Annotated in this window: 20 protein-coding genes; 11 read left to right on the top strand and 9 right to left on the bottom strand. The window is 70.2% G+C overall.

The genetic code is table 11. The annotated features are described in order from the left end of the window. Window positions 1–25 precede the first annotated feature (25 nt). Window positions 26–1,372 carry a cytochrome P450 gene (locus tag EPA64_RS05125; RefSeq protein ID WP_134725185.1) on the top strand — a complete coding sequence of 449 codons (1,347 nt, stop codon included), beginning with the start codon at window positions 26–28 and terminating at the stop codon, window positions 1,370–1,372. Here the strand turns inward: EPA64_RS05125 and EPA64_RS05120 are convergent. Further along, window positions 1,369–2,217: a 2-keto-4-pentenoate hydratase gene (locus EPA64_RS05120; RefSeq protein ID WP_246026617.1), complete on the bottom strand. Its 849-nt coding sequence runs from the start codon at window positions 2,215–2,217 to the stop codon at window positions 1,369–1,371. The genes EPA64_RS05125 and EPA64_RS05120 overlap by 4 nt on opposite strands. A 236-nt stretch (window positions 2,218–2,453) precedes the next feature. Between EPA64_RS05120 and mutS the strand changes: the two genes are divergently transcribed. After that, complete coding sequence (mutS, locus tag EPA64_RS05115) at window positions 2,454–5,087, top strand: DNA mismatch repair protein MutS (RefSeq protein ID WP_134725184.1); 2,634 nt, start codon at window positions 2,454–2,456, stop codon at window positions 5,085–5,087. Here mutS and EPA64_RS05110 read toward each other — a convergent pair. The 3 genes from EPA64_RS05110 to EPA64_RS05100 form a co-directional block, all read right to left on the bottom strand. After that, on the bottom strand, window positions 5,048–6,064 hold the full coding sequence (locus tag EPA64_RS05110) for a glycosyltransferase 61 family protein (protein WP_134725183.1): 1,017 nt from the start codon (window positions 6,062–6,064) through the stop codon (window positions 5,048–5,050). The genes mutS and EPA64_RS05110 overlap by 40 nt on opposite strands. A 280-nt stretch (window positions 6,065–6,344) precedes the next feature. Then, window positions 6,345–8,513, bottom strand: coding sequence for a glycosyltransferase family 2 protein (locus tag EPA64_RS05105; protein WP_134725182.1), 2,169 nt, complete (start codon window positions 8,511–8,513; stop codon window positions 6,345–6,347). A 97-nt stretch (window positions 8,514–8,610) separates the two neighbouring features. Continuing rightward, entirely contained in the window at window positions 8,611–9,345 is a 735-nt protein-coding gene (locus EPA64_RS05100; RefSeq protein ID WP_134725181.1) for a DUF1013 domain-containing protein, read from the bottom strand. Window positions 9,346–9,497: 152 nt separating this feature from the next. On the opposite strand from EPA64_RS05100, the gene EPA64_RS05095 reads away from it, so the two are divergent. After that, window positions 9,498–10,154 carry a ribonuclease T2 family protein gene (locus EPA64_RS05095; protein WP_134725180.1) on the top strand — a complete coding sequence of 219 codons (657 nt, stop codon included), beginning with the start codon at window positions 9,498–9,500 and terminating at the stop codon, window positions 10,152–10,154. A 231-nt stretch (window positions 10,155–10,385) separates the two neighbouring features. Here EPA64_RS05095 and EPA64_RS05090 read toward each other — a convergent pair whose 3' ends face one another. Next, entirely contained in the window at window positions 10,386–11,381 is a 996-nt protein-coding gene (locus EPA64_RS05090) for an NAD(P)H-quinone oxidoreductase (RefSeq protein WP_134725179.1), read from the bottom strand. Beyond that, window positions 11,378–12,046 carry a COQ9 family protein gene (locus EPA64_RS05085; protein WP_134725178.1) on the bottom strand — a complete coding sequence of 223 codons (669 nt, stop codon included), beginning with the start codon at window positions 12,044–12,046 and terminating at the stop codon, window positions 11,378–11,380. Before EPA64_RS05085 ends, EPA64_RS05090 begins: the two co-directional genes overlap by 4 nt. A gap of 98 nt (window positions 12,047–12,144) precedes the next feature. Between EPA64_RS05085 and rpsU the strand changes: the two genes are divergently transcribed. Next, entirely contained in the window at window positions 12,145–12,351 is a 207-nt protein-coding gene (rpsU, locus tag EPA64_RS05080; RefSeq protein ID WP_011748553.1) for a 30S ribosomal protein S21, read from the top strand. A gap of 111 nt (window positions 12,352–12,462) precedes the next feature. On the opposite strand, the gene rsmD is transcribed toward rpsU, so the two are convergent. After that, window positions 12,463–13,023: a 16S rRNA (guanine(966)-N(2))-methyltransferase RsmD gene (gene rsmD, locus EPA64_RS05075; protein WP_134725177.1), complete on the bottom strand. Its 561-nt coding sequence runs from the start codon at window positions 13,021–13,023 to the stop codon at window positions 12,463–12,465. A 125-nt stretch (window positions 13,024–13,148) separates the two neighbouring features. Between rsmD and rfbC the strand changes: the two genes are divergently transcribed. Genes rfbC through rfbA form a run of 4 tightly spaced genes read left to right on the top strand, consistent with a single transcriptional unit; the run spans window position 13,149 to window position 16,469 of the window. Then, window positions 13,149–13,703 (top strand): dTDP-4-dehydrorhamnose 3,5-epimerase, encoded by a 555-nt coding sequence (gene rfbC / locus EPA64_RS05070; protein ID WP_134725176.1) that lies wholly within the window; start codon window positions 13,149–13,151, stop codon window positions 13,701–13,703. Then, on the top strand, window positions 13,700–14,737 hold the full coding sequence (gene rfbB / locus EPA64_RS05065; protein WP_134725175.1) for a dTDP-glucose 4,6-dehydratase: 1,038 nt from the start codon (window positions 13,700–13,702) through the stop codon (window positions 14,735–14,737). The genes rfbC and rfbB overlap by 4 nt, the downstream gene beginning before the upstream one ends. After that, window positions 14,734–15,603 carry a dTDP-4-dehydrorhamnose reductase gene (gene rfbD / locus EPA64_RS05060; protein WP_246026616.1) on the top strand — a complete coding sequence of 290 codons (870 nt, stop codon included), beginning with the start codon at window positions 14,734–14,736 and terminating at the stop codon, window positions 15,601–15,603. Before rfbB ends, rfbD begins: the two co-directional genes overlap by 4 nt. Further along, complete coding sequence (gene rfbA, locus EPA64_RS05055) at window positions 15,600–16,469, top strand: glucose-1-phosphate thymidylyltransferase RfbA (RefSeq protein ID WP_134725174.1); 870 nt, start codon at window positions 15,600–15,602, stop codon at window positions 16,467–16,469. Before rfbD ends, rfbA begins: the two co-directional genes overlap by 4 nt. 197 nt (window positions 16,470–16,666) lie before the next feature. Here rfbA and EPA64_RS05050 read toward each other — a convergent pair whose 3' ends face one another. Both EPA64_RS05050 and EPA64_RS05045 read right to left on the bottom strand, forming a co-directional pair. Continuing rightward, window positions 16,667–17,374, bottom strand: a complete 708-nt coding sequence (locus EPA64_RS05050) for a response regulator (protein WP_134725173.1) — start codon at window positions 17,372–17,374, stop codon at window positions 16,667–16,669. After that, window positions 17,371–17,925: a MarR family winged helix-turn-helix transcriptional regulator gene (locus EPA64_RS05045; RefSeq protein WP_134725172.1), complete on the bottom strand. Its 555-nt coding sequence runs from the start codon at window positions 17,923–17,925 to the stop codon at window positions 17,371–17,373. The genes EPA64_RS05050 and EPA64_RS05045 overlap by 4 nt, the downstream gene beginning before the upstream one ends. Before the next feature lie 181 nt (window positions 17,926–18,106). Between EPA64_RS05045 and EPA64_RS05040 the strand changes: the two genes are divergently transcribed. From EPA64_RS05040 to EPA64_RS05030, 3 genes are all read left to right on the top strand, one after another. Further along, complete coding sequence (locus EPA64_RS05040; protein ID WP_134725171.1) at window positions 18,107–18,979, top strand: branched-chain amino acid aminotransferase; 873 nt, start codon at window positions 18,107–18,109, stop codon at window positions 18,977–18,979. 143 nt (window positions 18,980–19,122) lie between these two features. Beyond that, window positions 19,123–20,277, top strand: coding sequence for a GNAT family N-acetyltransferase (locus EPA64_RS05035; protein ID WP_425467016.1), 1,155 nt, complete (start codon window positions 19,123–19,125; stop codon window positions 20,275–20,277). Window positions 20,278–20,376: 99 nt separating this feature from the next. After that, complete coding sequence (locus EPA64_RS05030) at window positions 20,377–23,814, top strand: calcium-binding protein (protein WP_246026615.1); 3,438 nt, start codon at window positions 20,377–20,379, stop codon at window positions 23,812–23,814. Window positions 23,815–23,819: the final 5 nt, after the last annotated feature.

Raw genomic sequence — 23,819 nt, 5'->3', positions numbered from 1 at the left:
CCGTGGCTGCCGGGGTTAGGGCTGCATGAACACCGCCCCCGGCTATCCCCCCCGCGTGGCGCTTGCGCGCAAGCCGCTGGGCATCCTGGGATCGGCAATGACGGCGCGGCGCAACGTGCTTGAGCTGATCCCCGAACTTGCGCTGAAACAGCCGATGGTGTCGGGCAGGCTGGGCATCCGCTGGCACATGGTCATGGACCCCGGCGCGCTGCGTCGCGTGCTGAAGGACGCGGTCGAGGATTATCCGAAATCGACCGTGACGCGGCTGATCCTGGAACCGGCCATCGGCGACAGCCTGTTCGTGGCCGAGGGCGCGCACTGGCGCTGGCAGCGGCTGGCCGCCGCCCCCGCCTTTGCCGCCCGCCATGTCGAGGCGCTGGGGCCGGTGATGACCGCCGCCGCCCGGGCCAGCGCGGACCGCGTGGGCGGGGCGGCGCAGCCCTTCGACGCCTTTGCGGAAATGGTCGCCGCCACGTTCGAGGTCATCAGCGACGTCACCTTTTCCGGCGACGCGGGGTTCGACCGCGATGCCGTCCATACCGCGATCGAGGGCTATATCGCCCGCACCGCCCGCGTCTCGCTGCTGGACATCCTGGGCGCGCCGCCGTGGGTGCCGCGCCCGGGGCGGATGGTGGCGGGGGGCGCGCTGCGGCGGACCAAGGCGCTGGCCGACCGCGCCATCGCCGACCGCGCGGGCCGCGGCCCGCGCCTGCCGCCCGACCTGCTGGACCTGCTGCGGTCCGGGGTGGACCCGGAAACGGGGCGGTCGATGAACCCGGCGGAACTGCGCGACAACCTGCTGACCTTTATCGTCGCGGGGCACGAGACGACGGCCCTGACGCTGGCCTGGGCGCTGTATCTGTGCGCTTTCGACCCCGCCGTGCAGGACCGCGCCGCGGCCGAGGCGCGGGCGGTCGGCCCCGTGATCACCGCGGCCGACCTGCCGCGCCTGCCCTATGTCGCGCAGGTGGTGCAGGAAACGCTGCGGCTGTATCCGCCGGCCGCGTTCCTGTCGCGCACGGCGCAAAAGCCCGACACGCTGGGCGGGCGCGAGGTGAAGCCGGGCGACACGGTCATGCTGCCGATCTATGCGCTGCACCGCCACCGGATGCTGTGGACCGACCCGGACCGGTTCGACCCCGACCGTTTCGCGCCCGGGGTGGACCGCGACCGTTTCGCCTATCTGCCCTTTGGCGCGGGGCCGCGCATCTGCATCGGCGCGAACTTTGCCCTGCAAGAGGCGGCGATCATCCTTGCCACGCTGCTGGCGCGGTTCCGGTTCGACACGGTGCCGGGCCGCGCGCCCTATCCGCGCATGATCCTGACCCTGCGCCCCGAGGGCGGCGTCTGGCTGCGCGCGACCCCGCGCTAGTCGGCCAGCGTCGCCGTCACCCGCATCGGCTTTCCGCCGATGGAGTAATCGGCGGCAAGCGCCACCCCCGGCGCCGCCGGCGTCAAGGGGCTGAGCGAGCCCAGCGAGATCATCGTGCCCTTGTCCAGCGCAAAGCCGCCCTGCGCGATCAGCCACAGCACCACGTCCAGCGGGTGTCCCAGCAGCATGTCGCCGGTGCCGGCCGCCACCGGCTTGCCGTCGGCCTTCAGTTCGACCGTCAGCGCGGCAAGGTCCGCGACCGGGTCGGGCAGGTCGGCGATCTTGACGCCCGGCCCGATCACGCCCCGCCACGGCATGACGCCATAGGCGGCCATGATCGGCCCGGTGGGCTTCAGCCCCTCGGTCACGGCCATGTCGGGCAGCTCGATGAAGGGGCGCACCTCGTCCAGCGCGGCCGCAACCTGTTCGCGGGTGGTGGCCTGCATGATGGCGGGGTCCGCGACGGTCACGATCAGATCGGCCTCGTAGAACGGGGCGCGGCTGCCCGCCAGCGGGACGGTCGCGCCGTCCTGCAGGATCATCGGCGCGAACAGCGCGCCAGCGACCGGGGCGGTCACGCCAAAGCGTTCCTGCGCGGGCCTTGAGGTGAAGCCGACCTTGACGCCGACCGGCGCGCCCATTTCGGCCTCGATCGCGCCGCGATAGGCGGCATAGGCGCAGGCCGCGTCGTTGATGCTGCCGACCTGCGGGTCGGGCAACCGCTCGCCCGCCAGCCAGCCCTGCGCCGCGGCCTGCATCGTGGCGGCGGGCGGGCAGGCGGCCAGGACGGGTGAGGCCGCCATCATCGCCGCCAGCGCCAGCGCGCCGGATCGTGTCGTGGTCATGTCGAATCCCCCTGCCGGACAACTCCACAGTGCCGGGGAACCGGCCGCGTGTCACCGATTTGCGCGGGGAGCCGGGGCGAGGCACGCGTGCCAAGGTGAAGGGGGCGGCGAGGCCGCCGCAGCCGGACCGCCTGCCGAAGATCCGGCGGCCTTGCCGCCCGCGCCTTGGTTCCAATCGCGGCCGCGCGCCACTAGAAGGAACCGTCCCGCGCGACAGCCCCGATCAAGGCCCCCCGATGACCGACCAGCCGACCCCGATGATGGCCCAGTATCTTGCGATCCGCGAGGCCAATCCCGGCGCGCTGCTGTTCTATCGCATGGGCGATTTCTACGAAATGTTCTTTGACGACGCGGTCGCCGCATCCGCCGCGCTGGACATCGCGCTGACGAAACGCGGCACCCATCAGGGCCAGCCGATCCCGATGTGCGGGGTGCCGGTCCACGCCGCCGAAGCCTATCTGCTGACGCTGATCCGCAAGGGGTTCCGCGTCGCCATCGCCGAACAGATCGAAGACCCGGCCGAGGCCCGCAAGCGCGGCGCTAAATCGGTCGTCGCCCGCGACGTGGTGCGGCTGGTGACGCCCGGCACCCTGACCGAGGAGTCGCTGCTGGAGGCGCGGCGGCACAACTTCCTTGCCGCCTTCGCGCAGGTCCGCGACGAATCGGCGCTGGCGTGGGTGGATATCTCGACCGGCGCTCTGCGCGTGGCGCCCTGCCCGCTGGCGCGGCTGGCCCCGGAACTGGCCCGCCACGCCCCGCGCGAGCTGCTGGTGGCCGAGGGCAGCCGCCTTGACGATCTGGCCGCCGACGCGGGCGTCGCGCTGACCGAACTGGCGGCGGGCAGCTTTGACAGCACGGCAGCGGTGCGGAGGCTGTGCGCGCTGTATGGGGTGGACACGCTGGACGGCTTCGGCAGCTTTGCCCGTGCCGAACTGGCCGCGATGGGGGCCATCGCCGACTATCTCGACCTGACCCAGCGCGGCCGGATGCCCCGGCTGCTGCCGCCCGCGCGCGAAAGCGGCGCGGGCGTGATGCAGATCGACGCCGCCACCCGGCGCAACCTTGAACTGACGCAGGCGCTGTCGGGCGGGCGCGAGGGGTCGCTGCTGGCCGCCATCGACCGCACCGTGACGGCGGCGGGCGCGCGGCTGCTGGACCGGCGGATCAGCGCGCCGTCGCGCGAACTGGCGGTGATCCACGCCCGGCAGGCGGCGGTGGGTTGGCTGGTGGACGACCCGCGCCTGACTGCCGACCTGCGCGAGGCGCTTTCCCGCGTGCCCGACATGGACCGGGCCGTGTCGCGGCTGGCGCTGGACCGGGGCGGGCCGCGCGACCTGTCGGCGATCCGCGCCGGGCTGGCGGCGGCGGCGCAGATCGCCGCGTTGCTGGAGGGCACCGACGATCTGCTGGCCGATGCGGCGCGCGACCTTGTGGGCCACGACGCGCTGGTCGGCCTGCTGGACGCCGCGCTGGTGGCCGAACCGCCGCTGCTGACCCGCGACGGCGGTTTCGTCGCCGCGGGCCATGACGCCGATCTGGACGAGACCCGCGCCCTGCGCGACGAGGGCCGCGGCGTCATCGCCCGGATGCAGGCGGATTATGCCGAACAGGCGGGCATCCCAAGCCTGAAGATCAAGCACAACAACGTGCTGGGCTATTTCATCGAAACCACCACCACGCACGCCGAACGGATGCTGGCCCCGCCGCTGAACGAACGCTTCATCCACCGCCAGACGACGGCGAACCAGATCCGATTCACCACCGTCGCGCTGTCGGAACTGGAAACCCGCATCCTGAACGCCCGCGACCGCGCGCTTGAGATCGAGCGCGGGATCTTCGCCCGCCTGACCCGCGCCGTGCTGGACGCCGCCGGTCGCATCGGGCAGGCGGCCCGCGCGCTGGCGGAAATCGACGTCGCCGCCGCCTTCGCCGATCTTGCGGCGGGCGAGGGGTGGACGCGCCCCGTTGTGGACGACAGCCGCGCCTTTGTGGTGCAGGGTGGCCGGCATCCGGTCGTGGAACGCGCGCTGCGGCGCAAGGGCCAGCCCTTCGTCGCCAACGACTGCGCGCTGACCGAAGGGCCGACCCCGGCGATCTGGCTGCTGACCGGGCCGAACATGGCGGGGAAATCGACGTTCCTGCGCCAGAACGCCCTGATCGCGGTGCTGGCGCAGGCAGGCGCCTTTGTTCCCGCCACCCGCGCCCATGTCGGGCTGGTCACGCAGCTGTTCAGCCGCGTCGGCGCCGCCGATGACCTGGCGCGCGGCCGCTCCACCTTCATGGTCGAGATGGTCGAAACCGCCGCGATCCTGAACCAGGCCGACGCCGGCGCGCTGGTCATCCTGGACGAGATCGGGCGCGGCACCGCGACCTGGGACGGGCTGTCCATCGCCTGGGCGGTGCTGGAACATCTGCACGCCGCCAACCGCTGCCGGGCGCTGTTCGCCACCCATTACCACGAGATGACCCAGCTTGCCGCGCGGCTGGACGGCGTCGACAACGCCACCGTCGCCGTGCGCGAGTGGGAGGGCGAGGTGGTCTTCCTGCACGAGGTCCGCCGCGGCGCCGCCGACCGCAGCTATGGCGTGCAGGTCGCGCGGCTGGCGGGCCTGCCCCCCGCCGTCGTGGACCGCGCCCGCGACATCCTGTCAGCACTGGAATCCGGCGCGCGCGAGGGCGGCGCAAAGCCCGCCGCCCTGATCGACGACCTGCCCCTGTTCCGCGCCGCCCTGACCGCCCCCGCGCCGGCACCGCGCACATCGGCGGTCGAGACGCGCCTGCGCGCCATCACCCCCGACAGCCTGACCCCGCGCGAGGCGCTGGAACTGGTTTACGAGCTGGTGGGCGCGGTGGGGGCGGGCGAGGGCTGAGCGTTCTCGCCCAGCGGCTTGAACCGGACCGCGTGAAGGTCGCTGATCCGGGCGACATCGGCCTCGCGCTGCTCGTCAGTCAGCGCCGGCCACGGCACGTCCGACGCGATCATACCCTTGGCCTTCAGCGCCGCGTAGGTGCGCGGAAGGTCGATCTCGCCGTACGAGCTGCGGCCGGCCCGATGGGCATTGCCCGGCACCCAGTCCCGCACCAGCGCGTTCACCTCGAAGGCGTCGGCGCCGGTGAACGTCCTGATCTGGCGCACCATCGATTCCGCGATCGCCATGCTGCGGCGAGTCAGGATGCCGACCCGCTGGGCGCTGTCGCCCACATAGCCGACGAGATGCAGCGGCGAGCAATCGACCGAGATGATGTCGCGCGCCGCTTTGTACTGGGCGATCTGGTCGGCTTGGGTTTCCTTCTGCGGATGATAGATGGCGTAACCCTCGCCGATCAGCAGCTCCTCGAGCACCGCTTCGCCGATCAGACCGCCGCGCATCGCTGGCAGCTTGCTGCGCGAGATATAGATGCGTTCCGGTCCCTTCGGCGCGATGTCGCGACCGGCGTTCTCGGTTATGAAGCGGCGGAACTTCTCGCTGCCCTCGATCAGGTCCATCATGCCGAAGCCCTGGCGCGGCACGTAGAGCCGCTGGACCTGCAGTGGAACCGCGGTGCTGCGGGCGGGCACGCTTACCCCCATCGCCTGCATCAGCGGTGTATAGACCTGCACGATGCGCTCGACGTTCGGCCCCACGATCTTGGGGGTGAAGATGATCCCGTCCAGCTTGCCGGCAAGCTCGCCCAGCGCCCAGATCCGCGACATCGATTCCACGATGAAATGCCCGAAGTGGCCATAGGCGATCCCAGCGAACATCCAGGTGCCGGGCAGAGCCTCGACTGTGGCCGGATCGGGCATCGGCGGGGCGGCGTTCACCGCCTCGGTTGTGTTGGACCAGCTGACTGAATTCCCGACCATCTGCCCGTCTGGCGCCAGCACGCCCGACAGGCTTTGCCGACTGCGGCTATCCGGGGGCGGCGGGACTACGAGGGCGTTCTCGACCAGGACGATATCGTCGTCAGCGGGGGCAAGGGACAGGGGCACGGCAAGCTTTCTGTTCGAACGACGTGGAAGACGTGCAACGCGATGGATGCCTGGAATGGCCGAGGCCTGAATACGCCAGACGCCTGCGGGCGTCCACTCGCGGCGCGCAGTGCGTCCGTCTTGAAGGCGGGCTAGTGTCGGGACGGCTGACCGCTCAGCCCGCGTTTGCCTCGGCCTTCAACCGCATGATCTCGGGGAAGCGGACGGCAAGGCTTCGAGCCACCTGGGGCCGGCCCAGATCGTTCAGGATGCCCTCATATGAATGCAGGCGCTCAGGGCGCCTTGACGCCGCGATGCGATGCGCGACGCCGTTAAGGTACCAGGGCAGGGCTCGCCCGCGGCGGTAAAGGGAATAGAACCGGGGCACAGTAAGTGTGCCCGCGACAGCCTCGCGGACGACCGTGGACAGCAGGTCTGCCCGCCGGAGGAACAGCGCCGTCTTGTGATCGGCGTAGCGCGCATGCAGTCGCATGATGTTGTCGCCCGTATATCGCGCTGCGTGCAGCCGATCTTCTTCCACGGCGGGGTCATAGACCAGCCAGACCTTGCTTGCGGCGTGCGCTTCTGCAGCGGCATCGGCGAACGGGCCGGTCCAGTCAGCCTTCCGGCCCGAGCTGTAGCGGCTTTCCCACGGAACCAGGCTCTTCTTCAGCGTCGATTGCGGCGAGAACGCCACGACCGAGCATCCGGGCGCAAGAGATGCGAAAGCCGTGGCGCCATAGGCTCCCATCGAGGTTCCGATCATCGTCACCGAACGATAGCGGCTGAAGAATCCGTCGTCGGCCAGTCTCCGCAGTCCGGCGAACAGTTCCTCGTCGCGGAACCATGTCGGCTGGTAGGCAAGGACGCCAAGATGAGACCAGCCGTTCTTGCGGATGAATCCATATCCCCAGCTGTCACGATCCACGGGGTTGTCGCGCGCCGACGACAGGTTGTCGAAACTGACGACGAGATGCTCGGCCCCGCGATCAACGTGATGGAGGCCGTAATCTCCGAACGACTGATAGAACCCGCGCTGATGAGGACCCCGGCGGAGATCGGAAAGCCACCCGGGCGCAGCGTCGACCGCAGTGTCGTCGGGCGAGTCGTCGCCCAGCGACTCCTCGTCCGCCCCCGCGGCCCGGCGGGGCGATGGCGTCGGTGGAGCTTGCGCCGGTTTGAGAGCCCGCCTGGCGCCGGCCTTCGCTTCGGGCCGGGGCTCACCTGCCGCGCGGCGGGACGATGGCAGCCCGGCGAGCCACGCCTCCTGATCTGCGATCTCGGCACGGACCACGTCTGCGTCGAAAAGTCGCCGATACTCGTCAGGTGCCTCGACGCAAAGTCGATCCTTCAGGTCGTCGATCTGCTTGCGGTATGCTGCGACAGCGCCCTGATGCAACTTCTTGGTCGATGGAACCTCGGCGTACAATCGTTTGATTTCGGCCATGACGGGCTTGACCCACGGTTCCATGCCGTCGTCGCAGGCGTGGTTGGCGTTGAAGGTGTCGTAATATTCAAAGTTGATGCGGTCCGCCTTGGCGCTGTTGGCGGTGCCCCGCCAACGCTTCATCAGGAAGACTTCGTTCGAGCGGATCATGTAGTGATTGATCTGGCACAGGTCGTAACCGAGATGCTTGCGCGGGACACCCCAGTTCTTGGACCTGAAATGCTCGGTCTGGTCGCTGCCGTCGCTGGCGATCACCCGCACGGGTTCCTCGCCCGACAGTACAGCGGGGGTGAACAGCGGGCGATGAACGCTGAGTTGCACCACCTTTCCAGGTCGAAACATCGACTTGACACCCAGCATCGCCATGTTGCTGAACGCCGTCGAGGGTTCTGCGCGCCGAAACTGATCGATCTGCAGCCTATCCTTGTATTGGAGGATGCCGCCCGATCCAAATACCCGCCAGCGCGCTGCGATCATGTCGACCGGACCGTGGATCTCGTCGAACATGGCGTCGAGCGTTCCATCGCCCGCGTTCACCTTGAAGAATTCGTCGCCGTCAACGACAAGAACCCAATCGGATTCCATCACTTCGGAAAGATGGAGGGCGGTGCCATAGGCGCGGCGCTGCGGATCCTTGGATCTTCCCTCCGGAATTTCACTGTTATCGAAATGATGCACCAGCCCCGCCGCGTCCAGCGCCTGCAGAATCTCGTGGGTGCCATCAGTGCAGTCGTTCGAGAAGACGACGAAGCGGTTAAAGCCGATCAGCCGGTGGTAGGCCAGCCATTCCAGCAGGAAGGGGCCCTCATTCTTCACCGTCGTGACGATGGTGCGGATCGCGTTGCCGGTTGGCCGCACCGGCGGTGCGGTGCGTTGTGCTCTTGCGTCGTCGGCCATGCTGCAACCTCTCAGTTCGGGGCGCGGCAGCGCGCCCCTGCTGCTGGATGCGCCCCTGCTGGCAGATCGGGGCCAGCAAGGTCAAGGCCCCGCGGCCTCAACCGGCGGGATCATCCTCCTCGTCATCCGCCTCGGGCAGGTTGAAGAAGCTGTCGGCGTCGCGCTCGCGGGTGGGCTTGGCGTCCTCGCGGGTCAGGCTGAAGTTTTCCAGCCCCGCGATCGAGGACGGCAGGCGCGGCTCGTCGGGCATCGCAAGGCTGCTTTCGGTCGAGACCAGCTTGCGGCGCTCGTCGTCGCTCATCACCTCGGGCTTGGACTTGGCGGCCTTCTGCACGGCGGCGTCCAGTTCGGACTGCCGGCACAGCCCCAGCGCCACCGGGTCGATGGGCGAGATGTTGGCGATGTTCCAGTGGCTGCGGTCGCGGATGGCCGAGATGGTGGGCTTGGTCGTGCCGACCAGGCGGCTGATCTGGGCGTCGGTCAGTTCGGGGTGGAACTTGACCAGCCACAGGATCGCGGCGGGCCGGTCCTGGCGCTTGGACAGGGGCGTATAGCGCGGGCCGCGGCGCAGTTCCTCGCCCTCGGCGGCGGGGTTGTGCTTGAGCTTCAGCGTATAGGCCGGGTCTTTCTGGCCGCGCGCGATCTCGCCCTCGTCCAGCTGGTTCGAGGCGACGGGATCGAAACCCTTGACCCCCGCCGCCACGTCGCCGTCGGCGATGCCCTGCACCTCAAGCTCGTGCATGTTGCAGAAATCGGCGATCTGCTTGAAGCTGAGCGTGGTGTTGTCGACCAGCCAGACGGCGGTGGCCTTGGCCATCAGCGGCTTGTTCATCGGTTGCTCCTCGCAATATCTTTCACGTCCGGGAAACCGGGGCGGCAGGGTGCCATTCCTCAATTTCGGGGGAATTGGCTGTTCATATACGCGCGGGCGGGGCGGTTTCAAAGCCCCTTTTTCGGCGCGGCGGGCGCGGCTAGGCTGCGGGCATGTCGCGCGCCGCCGTGCTGGCCCTGTGCCTTGCCCCATGCCTTGCCCTGTCCCCGGCCGGTCCCGCCGGGGCGCAGGCGGCCGACCGGGCCGGGCAGTTCGACTATTACGTGCTGGCGCTCAGCTGGTCGCCGACATGGTGCGCCACGACCGGCGACGCACGCGATGCCGGACAATGCGACGCCGGGCGGCGGACGGGGTTCGTCGTTCACGGGCTGTGGCCGCAATACGAACGCGGCTGGCCGGACGACTGCGCCACGACCGAACCCGACCCGACGCGGCGCGAGACGGGGGCAATGGCGGATGTGATGGGCTCGGGCGGGCTTGCGTGGCACCAGTGGCGAAAACACGGCCGCTGCTCGGGGCTGTCGGCGCGCGGCTATTTCGGGGCGGTGCGCGAGGCCGCCGCGGCGGTGGGCATCCCGCCGGTGCTGGCGATGCTGCCCCGCGACGTGCGGCTGGACGCCACGGTGATCGAGGACGCCTTCATCGACGTGAACCCCGACTTGGCGCGCGACGGAATCACCGTCACCTGCGACGCGGGCCGGCTGGACGAGGTCCGCATCTGCCTGACCCGCGACCTGCAGCCGCGCGCCTGCGCCCCGGACATCCGGCGCGACTGCCGGTCCCGGATGCTGGTCGAGGCGCCGGGCTGACCTGCCGGAGCCTCCGGCGGGGATATTTTCGGCCAGAAGATGGCCGCTAACGGAATATTAACCCCGCCGTGCGACAGGGGAGACGCGGTACAGGCGGGGACGCCGATGACCGCGCCAGGAGATGCCACACCCCGGCCGGACGGGTGCCGGGCCGGGGTGTGTGCGTCATCTTCTGGCCTCAAATATCCCCGGCGGAGGCTCCGGCCGCGCCGCACGCGCGCCCCGCGCGGATCACTCGCCGCCGACCCGCAGGACGATCTTGCCGATATGCGCGCCGCCCTCCATCCGCGCATGGGCGGCGGCGGCATCGGCCAAGGCGAACCCTTCGTCCATCACCGGGCGCAGCTTGCCCAGTTCCACCATCGGCCAGACGTGCTGGCGCAGCTGGTCGGCGATGCGCGCCTTGGCCAGGTCGGACTGCGGGCGCAGGGTCGATCCGGTGATCGTCAGGCGGCGGGTCATCACCTGGGCAAAGTTGATCTCGGCCCTGGATCCGCTCAGGGAGCCGATCAGGACCAGCCGCCCGTCGTCGGCCAGCGCCTTGAGGTTGCGCGCGATATAGTCGCCGCACACCATGTCCAGGATCAGGTCGGCGCCACCCTCGGCCCGCAGGGCGGCGACGAAATCGTCCGTGCGATAGTTGATGGCGGTTGCGCCCAGCGATTCGATCGCCGCGCATTTGCCGGCGCTGCCCGCCGTCGCCCAGACGCGGGCGCCAAGGGCACGGGCGATCTGGATCGCGGTCGTGCCGATCCCCGACGATCCGCCGTGGATCAGAAAGCGCTCGCCCGCCTGCAGCCCGCCGCGCATGACCAAGTTCGACCAGACGGTAAAGCAGGTCTCGGGCAGGCAGGCCGCCTCGCGCAGCGACAGCCCGGCGGGCACCGCCAGCGCGTGGTCGGCGGCGGTCAGGACGTATTCGGCGTAGCCGCCGCCCGGCAGCAGGGCGCAGACCGCGTCGCCCGCGCGCCAGCGCGTGACGCCGGGGCCGACCGCGGCGACATGGCCCGAGCATTCCAGCCCCGGCAGGTCGGACGCGCCGGGCGGGGGCGCATAGGCGCCCATGCGCTGCAGCACGTCGGGCCGGTTCACCCCGGCCCAGGCCACGCGGATCAGGATCTGGCCATGTCCGGGCGCGGGCACCGGGCGGCGGGCGGGGGTCAGCGCCTCGGGGCCGCCTGCGCCGGCGATCTCGATGACGTCCATCTCGACGGGCAAGCTGGTCATGCCTGTTCCTTTCCGGCGCGCCACCGTCCCGGTGCGGGGGATGGCGCTGGCTTGCGGATCCAGCCCGTGGCCAGGTCGGCCAGCGCCGCCGCGCCCGGCAGCCTGCGCGCGCTGGCCTTCAGCTTCTCGATCTGCATCACGCCGTCGATCCGGCGGTCGATGAAGGCGCGGGTGTCGGCCTTGCCGTTGGACTGATCGCCCAGCCAGTACAGCACCACGGCGCCCCAGACCGACGCCAGCGTCGCCCGCTTGGTCCACCAGTTCACGTCGGCGGCGGTGTCGCCCAGCCCGTTCCAGATGCTGTCGGCGGTTTCCCACATCAGCCGCGCGCCAAGGCCCGCGTTCTGCGGCAGCGCCATGATCGCGGCCCCCGCGCGAACCAGTTCCGGGTCGGCCAGCAGCAGCCGTTCCCAGATCGCGCCGGCCACGCGGTCGCGGAACCGGCCCGTCACGGGGGCGGCCGCGATCCGGTCGCGCAGCGCCGCGTCGCCGCGCCGGTGATAGGCGGCGGCAAGCCCCGCGCCCCCCTGCGGGATCAGGGCGCGCGCGAGGTCGGGCGACATCCCCAGGTCGCGGGCGCCTGCGGCGATGGCGCGCTGGTTCATCCCCTCGAACGGGACATGGGTCAGGGCGGCGTCGATGAGCCGGTCGCGGTCGTCGGTCATGAACAAATCCTCGGGCTGGACAAGACGGGCCGGGTGATGTATCTGGCCGCGTCCTGCAATCAAGATCAACTTTAACCTAGGAAGGTGGTGACAACCACATGCAGGTAAGTGTTCGCGACAACAACGTCGAACAGGCGCTTCGTGCCCTGAAGAAGAAACTTCAGCGCGAAGGTGTTTTTCGTGAAATGAAGCTCAAGCAGCATTTCGAGAAACCGTCGGTCAAGAAAGCCCGTGAAAAGGCCGAGGCCGTTCGCCGCGCCCGCAAGCTGGCCCGTAAAAAGGCACAGCGCGAAGGCGCCCTTTAAGGGGTTTGCGACGGCGCGCCGCACGGCGCGCGCGAGCCGGACAGGTTCAAGGAACGGCCCCTGCCACCGCGGCGGGGGCCGTTTCATTTCGGCCGCGCCGCAGCCCGCCCGTCAGCCCGCCGCGCGCAACAGCGTGACCAGCGTGTCGCCGTAGCGGCGCTGGTCGATCTGCGTCAGCCCGGCCGGGGGCAGGGGGGGCGTGTCCTCCTCCCATGCGATCAGGGCGGCGGGGGCGATCCAGCCGCCCGCCAGCGCCGAGGACAGCGCCGCCTCGCCCAGCCGCGCGCCATAGGGCGGGTCCAGGAACACGACGTCATAGGGCGCGCCGAGGTTCGGACCCAGCGCCGTCGCGTCGCGCCGCCAGATGTCGGTCGCCCCCATCGCGCGGGCCTTTTCGACGTTGGCGCGCAGCAGCGCGCGCGCCGCCGCGCCGTCATCGACGAAGGCCACGCGCGCCGCGCCGCGCGACAGCGCCTCAAGTCCCAGCGCGCCGGTGCCCGCGAACAGGTCCAGCACGCGCGCGCCGTCCAGCGCGATGCCGTGGCTGTTCTGGATCAGGTTGAACATCGCCTCGCGCACGCGGTCGGTCGTGGGCCGCAGGTGCCCCGCCGCGTCGCCCGCGCCCACATCCGTCAGTTTCAGGCCGCGCAGCCTGCCGCCCACGATCCGCATGGCCGCGTCCTTCGTGCTCAATCCAAAGGCGAAACTATCGCCACGGCAACGTCTTGCCCAGCCGCCGCCTTTCCCTTGGCGTGGAATAATGCCAACAGGGCGCCGAACCGAATCCGAGGGACCAGATGCAGATCGAGACCACATCCCTTCCCGGCGTGCTGATCCTGACCCCGGCCCGCCACGGCGACGCGCGCGGGTTTTTCGCGGAAAGCTGGAACCGCCGCACGCTGTCCGCGGCGGGGGTCGATCTGCCGGAATTCGTGCAGGACAACCATTCGATGTCGGCGCGCGCCGGCACGCTGCGCGGGCTGCATTACCAGGCCCCGCCGCATGCGCAGGGCAAGCTGGTGCGCTGCGGGCGGGGCAGCCTGTATGACGTGGCGGTGGACGCGCGGCGCGGCAGCCCGACCTATGGCCGGTGGGAGGGGGTCGAGCTGAGCTTTGAAAACGGCCGCCAGCTGTGGATTCCGCCGGGTTTCCTGCACGGCTTCGTCACCCGCGAGGACGACACCGAGATCGTCTACAAATGCACCGATTACTATGACAATGCGTCGGACGGGGCGGTCCGCTGGGACAGCCTGGGCATCGACTGGGGCGCCGCCGACCCGATCCTGTCCGACAAGGACCGCGCGGCCCCGGCCTTCGCCGACTGGCAATCCCCCTTCGAGGTGACGGCATGAAGATCCTTGTGACCGGCGGCGCGGGCTTCATCGGCTCGGCGGTGGTGCGGCAGGCGGTGGCCCGCGGCCACGCGGTCGTGAACCTGGACGCGCTGACCTATGCGGCCAACCTGGAAAACGTCGCCAGCGTGGCGGACAGCCCGCTTTATGCGTTCGAGCATGTGGACATCCGCGACCGCGCCGCGCTGGACCGGGTGCTGGCCGACCACCGGCCCGACGCCATCCTGCATCTGGCGGCGGAAAGCCACGTGGACCGGTCCATCGACGGCCCCGGCGCGTTCATCGAGACGAACGTCACCGGCACCTATAACCTGCTGGAAGCCGCGCGCGCGTATTGGACGGCCCAGGGCCGCCCCGACGCGTTCCGCTTCCACCACATCTCGACCGACGAGGTGTTCGGGTCGCTGGGCGAGACCGGCCAGTTCACCGAGGACACGCCCTATGACCCGCGCAGCCCCTATTCGGCCAGCAAGGCGGCCAGCGACCATCTGGTTCGCGCCTGGCACGAGACCTATGGCCTGCCGGTCGTCCTGACCAACTGTTCCAACAATTATGGGCCGTTCCATTTCCCCGAAAAGCTGGTGCCGGTCGTCATCCTCAAGGCGCTGGCCGGGCAGCCGATCCCGGTCTACGGGGACGGCGGCAACGTGCGCGACTGGCTGTATGTCGAGGATCACGCCGACGCGCTGCTGACCGTGCTGGAACGCGGGGAAATCGGTCGCAGCTATAACATCGGCGGCGAGAACGAGGCCCGCAACATCGACCTGGTTCGCACCATCTGCGCGCATCTGGACGATCTGCGCCCCGAGGGCGCGCCGCATGACCGGCTGATCGCCTTTGTCACCGACCGCCCCGGCCACGACCGCCGCTATGCCATCGACCCGACCCGCATCCGCACCGAACTGGGCTGGCGGCCGTCGGTCACGGTGGAACAGGGGCTGCGGCTGACGGTGGAATGGTATCTGGCCAACGAGGACTGGTGGCGGCCGCTGCTGGACCGGCAGGGCGTGGGCCAGCGGCTGGGCACGGCATGATGGGGAACGGGGTGATGGACGGGCTGCTGGTCTTTGGACAGACCGGGCAGGTCGCGCGCGAACTGGCGCGGATCGCGCCGGGCGCGCGTTTCGCCGGGCGCGCGGACGCCGACCTGACCGACCCCGCCGCCTGCGCCGCGCTGATCCGGCAGGCGCGGCCGCGCGCCGTCATCAACGCCGCCGCCTATACCGCCGTGGACAAGGCTGAATCGGACGCGGCCGCCGCGCGTCTGGTCAACGCCGACGCGCCGGCGGCGATGGCCGCGGCCTGCGCCGAACTGGGCGTGCCCTTCGTCCATATCTCGACCGACTATGTCTTTGACGGCTCGGGCGATGCCGCGCGGCCCGAGGATGCGGCGACCGGCCCGCTGGGCGTCTATGGCGCGACCAAGCTGGACGGCGAACGCGCCGTCGCCGCCGCCGGCGGGCAATGGGCGGTGCTGCGCACAAGCTGGGTCTTTTCGGCGCATGGCGGCAATTTCGTCAAGACGATGCGGCGGCTGGGGGCGGAACGCCCCCGCCTGACCATCGTCGCCGACCAGATCGGCGGGCCGACCGCCGCCGCCGACATCGCCCGCGCCGTGCTGACGATGGCGCAGGCGATGGTGGCCGACCCGGGCAAGGGCGGCGTCTATCACTTTGCCGGCGCCCCGGACGTCAGCTGGGCCGATTTCGCGCGCGAGATCTTCGTGCAGTCGGGTCTGTCCCCGCAGGTCGCGGACATCCCGACCGCCGACTATCCCACCCCCGCGCGCCGCCCGCTGAACTCGCGGCTGGACTGCGCGGCGATCACCCGCGACTTCGGCATCGCGCGCCCCGACTGGCGCGCCAGCCTGACCCCCGTCATCAAGGAGCTTTCCGCATGACCCAGCGCAAGGGCATCATCCTGGCCGGCGGGTCGGGCACAAGGCTGTATCCGATCACGATGGGCGTGTCGAAACAGCTGCTGCCGATCTATGACAAGCCGATGATCTATTACCCGATCAGCGTTCTGATGCTGGCCGGCATCCGCGAGATCGCGATCATCACCACCCCCGACGACCAGGCGCAGTTCCAGCGCCTGCTGGGCGACGGCAGCCAGTGGGGCGTGTCGCTGACCTGGATCGTGCAGCCCCGCCCCGAGGGGCTGGCGCAGGCCTATATCCTGGCCGAGGATTTCCTGGCGGGCGCGCCGTCCGCGATGGTGCTGGGCGACAACATCTTTTTCGGCCACGGCCTGACCGACCTGCTGGACGCGGCGGACGGGCGCGAGGATGCGACGGTGTTCGGCTATCACGTCGCCGACCCGGAACGCTATGGCGTGGTGGCCTTCGACGGTCAGGGCCGCGCCGTGCAGATCATCGAAAAGCCCGCCGTGCCGCCGTCGAACTATGCGGTGACGGGCCTCTATTTCCTTGACGGCAGCGCGCCCGAGCGCGCCCGCAAGGTGCAGCCCTCGGACCGGGGCGAGCTGGAAATCACGACGCTGCTGGAAACCTATCTGCACGAGGGCCGCCTGACGGTCGAGCGGATGGGCCGCGGCTATGCCTGGCTGGACACCGGCACCCACGCCAGCCTGCTGGACGCGGGCAATTTCGTGCGCACGCTGGAACAGCGCCAGGGGATGCAGTCGGGCTGCCCCGACGAGATCGCCCACCAGATGGGCTGGATCACCGACGTGGACCTGCGCGCCCGCGCCCAGATGTTCGGCAAGAACGACTACGGCCGGTATCTGGCAAGGTTGCTGGACTGAGGCGGCGGCGCCTTCGCGCGAAAGCCCTGCGGCCACCGCGCGCGGGGAAACCCGTTCCGTGGACTGTCTTCACCGACGCAGCGAGCGGCAGGCATCAAGGGTCAAAACTCACGCGCCGGAATCAGTCCGCGTCGAGGTTCTTTCTTGCGGAAATATCCTCCGGGGGTCCGGGGGTGGAAAACCCCGGCAGCGGCGGATCAGTCCGGGACCAGCATGTATCCCGTGCCGCGCACGGTCTGCAGGAACCGCGGCTCGCGCGGGTCGGGTTCCAGCTTGCGGCGCAGTCGGGTGATCTGCACGTCGATGGCGCGCTCGCTGTTCTCGCCGCCGCCGTCGGGGTCGCGGCCCAGTTCCTCGATCAGGGCGGCGCGGCTGACGGGTTCGCCGGGCGTGTCGGCCAGCCGGCGCATCAGCGTCTGTTCGCTGCCGGTCAGGCGGATATGGGTGTCGCCCTGCGTCAACTCTCCCTTTCCGGCGTCATAGCGCAGGGGCCCGAGTGCAAGGTATTTCGGCCCCCGCGCCTCGGCCGCCGGGATGCGGCGCAGGATGGCGGCGATTCGCAGCAGCAGCTCGCGCGGCTCAAAGGGCTTGGGCAGGTAATCGTCGGCGCCCGATTCCAGCCCGGTGATGCGGTCGTCCGTCTCGCCCCGCGCGGTCAGCAGCAGGATCGGGGTCAGCGAGCGTTTGCGCAGGTCGCGGGTCAGGGAAAACCCGTCCTCGCCCGGCATCATCACGTCCAGCACGATCAGGTCGAACTCCAGCCCCGACAGCAGCCGTCGCGCCTGCGCCGCGTCCCGCGCCGTGGTGACAAAGAACCCGTTGCGCATCAGGAACCGGCGCAGCAGCGTGCGGATGCGTTCGTCGTCGTCGACGACCAGGATATGGGCGTCGGGCGCGTCGGTCATGCCTTGCCGTCCGCCAGCTCGTGCAGCGACTGGAACTGGCGCAGCGTGTCGCGGTCCATCATCGATTCCAGCACCTGCCGGAACCCCGCGACCGCCTGCGGCCCGGCGGCGCGATAGGCCGCGCGCATCCGCGCCCGCTGCGATTCCGACAGTCGCTTTTCCAGCGCCGCACCCTTGTCGGTCAGGTAAAGCTGACGCTCGCGCCGGTCGCGCCGGCCGACCCGGCTTTCCACCAGCCCGTCGTCGATCAGCCCCCGCAGGACGCGGTTCAGCGACTGTTTCGTCACCCCCAGCACGTCCAGCAGCGCCGTGACCGTCAGCCCCGGATCGCGGTTGATGAAATGCAGCGAGCGGTGGTGCGCGCGGCCATAGCCCATCTCCTCCAGCATCAGGTCGGGGTCCGAGGTGAAGGCGCGATAGGCGAAATACATCGCCTCGATCCCGCGGCGCAGCTGTTCGTCGGTCAGAAACAGCAGCGACTCGCCCCCCGGCGGGGCGGCCAGCCGCCCATGCGCCGCGCCGAAGGCCCGTCCCGTGCCCGCCTGCTGCATCGCCCCGTCCCCCGTTCCGTCCGCGCGTCCTGTCCGGCCATCCGCCGGTCGGGCCGAGTAATAGGGCAGTCTTGTTGACTTTCCAAGAATCAATCGCTAGCGATGGCGTCACGCGCAACTTTATGCCGGCCGAACCGGCGGCGTGCGTAACAATCGCAAAGATGGTCAGGGGGACCGCGAGATGGCAGGCAGCTATGACGACCGCGACGGCAAGATCTGGATGGACGGCGAACTGGTCGACTGGCGCGATGCCAAGGTGCATGTGCTGACCCACGCCCTGCATTACGCCAGCGCCGTGTTCGAGGGCGAACGCTGCTATGACGGCAAGATCTTCAAGGGCCACGAACATTCGGAACGGCTGCTGAAATCCGGCCAGCTGATCGACATGGAGATCCCCTGGACCGCCGACCAGATCGACGCCGCCAAGCGGCAGGTGCTGGACGCCAACGGGTTCGACAACGCCTATATCCGGGCGCTGGCGTTCCGCGGCGCCGGGCCGGACATGGGGGTCGCGGCCAGCCGCAACCCGGTGCGGCTGGCGATCTGCACCTGGGAATGGGGCAGCTATTACGGCGACGCCAAATGGCAGGGGGCCAAGCTCGACATCGCCAAGTGGAAGCGGCCCAGCCCAGACACCATCCCCGCGGCGGCCAAGGCGGCGGGCCTTTACATGATCTGCACCATGTCCAAGCACGCGGCGGAAAAGAAGGGCTGTTCCGACGCGCTGTTCATGGATTTCCGCGGCTATGTGGCCGAGGCGACGGGCGCCAACGTCTTCTTTGTCCGCGACGGCGAGGTGCATACGCCCCTGGCCGACGTGTTCCTGAACGGCCTGACCCGGCAGACGATCATCCAGATGCTGAAGGACCAGGGCACCCCGGTCCACGAACGCCACATCATGCCCGACGAGGTCGCGAGCTTTCAGGAATGCTTCCTGACCGGATCGGCCGCCGAGGTGACGCCGGTCGCCCAGATCGGCGAGGACTGGCATTTCCAGGTCGGCCCGACCACCCGCAAGATCGCCGAGGATTACGAGGCGCTGGTCCGCGCCTGAGCGGCCCAAAGGGGGGCTGCGCGCCCCCCAACGGCCTGCGGCCGTTCCCCCCGCGGGATATTTGCGGCCAGAAGATCGCCGGCGGTCGGGCAGGGCTGGCCCGGGGGCGTTGCGAACCGGCGGGGCGTGCCTAGATGACGACGATGGCCGAACTGACCTTCACCATGATGCCCGAGATCGCCGCCATCCCCGCGTCCGACTGGGACGGCTGCGGGGACGGGGGCGATCCGTTCACCAGTCACCGTTTCCTGCTGGCGCTGGAAAGCTCGGGGTCGGTCGGCGGGCGGACGGGGTGGCATCCGCGCCACCTGGTCGCGCGCGCGGGCGGCAGCGTCGTGGGGGTCGCGCCCTGCTATCTCAAGGCGCACAGCCAGGGGGAATACATCTTCGACCACGCCTGGGCCGACGCGTGGCAGCGTGCCGGCGGCGCCTATTACCCCAAGCTGCAATGCGCGGTTCCCTTTACCCCGGCCAGCGGCCCGCGCCTGATCGCGCGGGACGCGCGCGTGCAGGCCGGGCTGCTGGCGGCGATGGCGCAGGTCACCGATCAGGCCGGGCTGTCGTCGGCGCATGTCACCTTCTGCACCGGGACCGAGCGGGCGCTGGCCGAGGCGCAGGGCTGGCTGGCGCGGACCACCACCCAGTATCACTGGGAAAACCGCGGCTATGCCGATTTCGACGATTTCCTGGCCCGGCTGTCCAGCCGCAAGCGCAAGGCGATCCGCAAGGAACGCGAGCGCGCGCAGGCCTTCGGCGGCACCATCCGCAGCCTGCGCGGCGACGACATCCTGCCCCGGCACTGGGACGCCTTCTGGACGTTCTATCAGGACACGGGCGGGCGCAAATGGGGGCGGCCCTATCTGACGCGGGCGTTCTTCGACGCGCTGCACGACACGATGCGCGACGACTGCCTGCTGGTCCTTGCGGAACGCGACGGGCGTCCCGTCGCGGGCGCGCTGAACCTGATCGGGCGGGACACGCTGTTCGGCCGTTACTGGGGCTGCGTCGAGGATCACCCCTTCCTGCATTTCGAGCTGTGCTATCACCGCGCCATCGACTGGGCGATCGCTCACGGCATGGCCCGGGTCGAGGCCGGGGCGCAGGGCGAACACAAGCTGGCCCGCGGCTATATGCCCAGCCAGACGCATTCGGTCCACTGGATCGCCGACGCCGGGTTCCGCGCGGCCATCGCCAATTATCTGCAGCACGAAACCGCCGCGGTCGGCGACGACATGGCCGAGACGGCGGCCTTTGGCCCCTATCGCCGGGATGCGGAGGCCGAGGGGGGCGATCGCTAAAATGGCGGGCATTTCGTCGCCCGCGAAGGCCCGAAACTCATCGACCGTAAAGACCTGACCTGCAATCTGATCCCGGACCGATGACGTTGGGGGACGGGGATGGTCGGGTTTCGCGTGGTGGCCACACTGGACGGCGCTGGCGCCGGATTCGTGGGCAATCTGACCGATCTGACGCTGGGCGTCGTCGGGGACAGGCTGATGCTGTTCGGCGTCACCCATATGGGCGGCGGCCAGACCGTCTGGTCCGTCACCGCAGCCGACCGGCAGGCGGTGACGGTCGCCAGCTATGCCTATGGGCCGGGGCTGCAGCATCTGGCCGATCCGCAGGCGGTGCTGATCCAGCGGCCGGGCGGCACCAGCCTGCTGAACGCGGGCCTGTTCGGCGCGACCGAGGCGGTGCGCCTGATCGGCACCGACGGCACGCTGGGGCCGGGCGACGGCGGGATGATCCGCGCGCCGCTGCCCCCCGACCTGCTGACGGCGACAACCCTGACCACCGCGTCGGGGCTGTCGATGCTGCTGGTCGCGCGCCACGACACGCCCGCCTTTACCATCTGGCGGCAGATGGATGACGGCCGCGTCGTGCAGACCGGCTGGGCGGCCGCGCCGCCGGGCCTGCCTGCGGACGCGCAGATCGACGCGATGACGCCGATCCGCATCGGCTCGGTCGATCTGGTCGCCACCGCATCGACGCGCGGCAACTATATCGCGCTGCACCGGGTGCTGCCGGACGGGACGCTGGCGCCGGGCGAGTTCCTGGGCACCGCGCGCGGCAGCGGCTTCAACGGGCCGCGCGACATCGCCCATGTCGAGGTCGAAGGACACCATTTCCTGATCGTCAGCGGCGCGGGCAGTTCGTCGCTGACCACCGTCCGCGTGATGCCCGGCGGCCTGCTGGTGCCCGTCGATCACATCCTGGACGAACGCACGACCCGGTTCCAGAACGCCACCGTGATGGAGGCGGTGTCCGTTGACGGCCGCGCCTTTGTCATCGCCGGGGGCGCCGACGACGGGCTGAGCCTGTTCACCGTGACGCCGGACGGGCGGCTGCTGCACCTGCAGACCATCGCGGACGCGGACGACATCGCCCTGGCCGACGTGTCGGCGCTGGCGGCCCATGTCGTGGACGGGCGGATCGTGGTCTTTGCCGGATCGGCCACCGAACCGGGGCTGACCCAGTTCGTCATCGACCCCGGCACCATCGGCCAGACCCGCCATGTGGGCTATGGCCGCCACGACGGCACCGCCGGGAACGATCTGATCCAGGGGGGCGGCGACACCAGCATCCTGAAGGGACTGGACGGCGACGACATCCTGATCGCCGGCTCGCGGTCGGTGGCGATGTATGGCGGGCGGGGCGCCGACCTGTTCGTGCCCCTGCCGGTGGCCGGGCGCGTCGCGATCAAGGATTACGAACCGGGCATCGACCGGCTGGACCTGTCGATGCTGGGCATGATCCGTTCCACCATGCAGCTGCGGCTGGTCCCGCAAAGCTGGGGGATCAAGATCCGCTTCGGCGACACGGTGATCGACATCTATTCCCGCGACGGGCGCACGCTGCTGGCGGACATGTTCGACAACGCGCTGTTTCCGGTCGCGCATTACGTGCCGCCGGACGTCCGCTCGACCGTGCTGGGCACGATGCGGGCCGATGTGCTGTCGGCGGCGCGGGGCGGCTCGACCGTCTGGGGCATGGCGGGCGACGACACCGTCCTGGGCAGCGGGCTTGAGGATCGCATCATCGGTGGCATCGGCCGCGACCGCATCACGGCGAACGGCGGCGACGACACGGTGCAGGGCGACGCGGGCGACGACACGATCCGGGGCGGCACGGGGCTGGACCTGCTGGTCGGCGGCGACGGCAACGACCAGATCTTTGGCGAGGCGGACGCCGACCGCATCATCGGCAACGCGGGCGACGACACCCTGACCGGCGGCGTCGGCAACGACGTCCTGACGGGGGGCGACGGCGCCGACCTGATGACCGGCGACGACGGCCACGACACCCTGATGGGCGAGGGGGGCGACGACCGCCTGCAGGGCGGGGCCGGCAACGACGTGCTGATCGACCCGCTGGGCCGCAACATCTTTACCGACTGGCTGGGCAACAACCTGATGGTCGGCGGCGCGCTGCGCGACATGATGCATGCGGGGTCGGGCGCCGACACGCTGCGGGCGGGGGGCGGCGACGACTATGTCTCGGCCGGGGCGGGCCGCGACCGGGTCGAGGCGGGGGGCGGCAACGACCTGGTGCTGGGCGGTGCGGGCGACGACACGATTTTCGGCGACGACGGCAACGACACCTTGCTGGGCCATTCGGAAAGCGACCTGATTTCGGGCGGGCTGGGGCACGATCTGCTGAACGGGGGCCTGGGGCGCGACACGCTGATGGGCGACGGCGGCCATGACATGCTGATCGGCGACGCGGGCGCGGACGTGCTGCGCGGCGGCGATCTGGCCGATACGCTGCACGGGGGGCTGGACGACGACCAGTTGTTCGGGAACGAGGGGGGCGACCGGCTGTTCGGCGGCGACGGTCACGACACGTTGATGGGCGACGGCGGCGCCGATCTGGCGCAGGGCGACGCGGGCAACGACCTGATCGGCGGCGGCGCGGGGTTCGACACGCTGCTGGGCGGGGCCGGGGACGACACGGTGCTGGGCGGCGACGGCGACGACCTGCTGGGCGGGGGTGAGGGCGGCGACCTGCTGGCGGGCGACACCGGCGCGGACACGCTGCGCGGCAATCAGGGCAACGACACGCTGTCGGGCGGGGCGGGCCACGACCTGCTCGAGGGGGGCGACGGCGACGACGCGCTGCGCGGCGATCTGGGCGACGACCGCCTGATCGGGGGCGGCGGCAACGACACGCTGGCCGGGGCCATCGGCGACGATACGCTTTGGGGCAATCAGGGCGACGATCATCTGGTCGGCGGCCAGGGCAACGACACGCTGGCCGGCGGCGGCGGCCACGACCGCCTGCTGGGCGAATGGGGCCGGGACGGTCTGGACGGCGGCGCGGGCAACGACACGCTGGCGGGTGGCGCCGACGACGACACGCTCCACGGCGGCGCGGGGGACGATTCGATCGACGGCGGCTCTGGCGCGGACGCGCTGGACGGCGGTGATGGGGCCGACACGCTGCAGGGCGGGGCGGGCGCCGACCTGCTGCAGGGCGGCCGCGGCGACGACGTGCTGGAATCGCGCGGCGACGGGGACCGGCTGCTGGGGGGCGAGGGCGCGGACGCGTTCCTGTTCCTGCCCCCCGCGCAGCTGTCGGGCGGCCAGCAGGCCGCCGCGACCGCCGACCGCATCGCCGATTTCCAGCACGGCGCCGACGTGCTGGACCTGTCCGCCATCGGCGGGGCGTGGATCGGCGGGGCCGATTTCTCGGGCGCGGGCGGGGTGGAATGGCGCTGGCTCGCCGCCGCCGGCGGGGTCGAGCTGCTGGCCGATCTGGACGGCGACCGGCTGGCCGATCTGATCGTCCTGATCGAGGGGGTGGTGCGCCTGACCGGCGACGATCTGCTGAGCTGACGGCC

Source organism: Paracoccus luteus (genome assembly GCF_004522155.1).
GTDB classification, from domain to species: Bacteria; Pseudomonadota; Alphaproteobacteria; order Rhodobacterales; family Rhodobacteraceae; genus Paracoccus; species Paracoccus luteus.
Note: the sequence above shows the minus strand (reverse complement) of the source record. Positions and strands in the feature narration are given on the sequence as shown.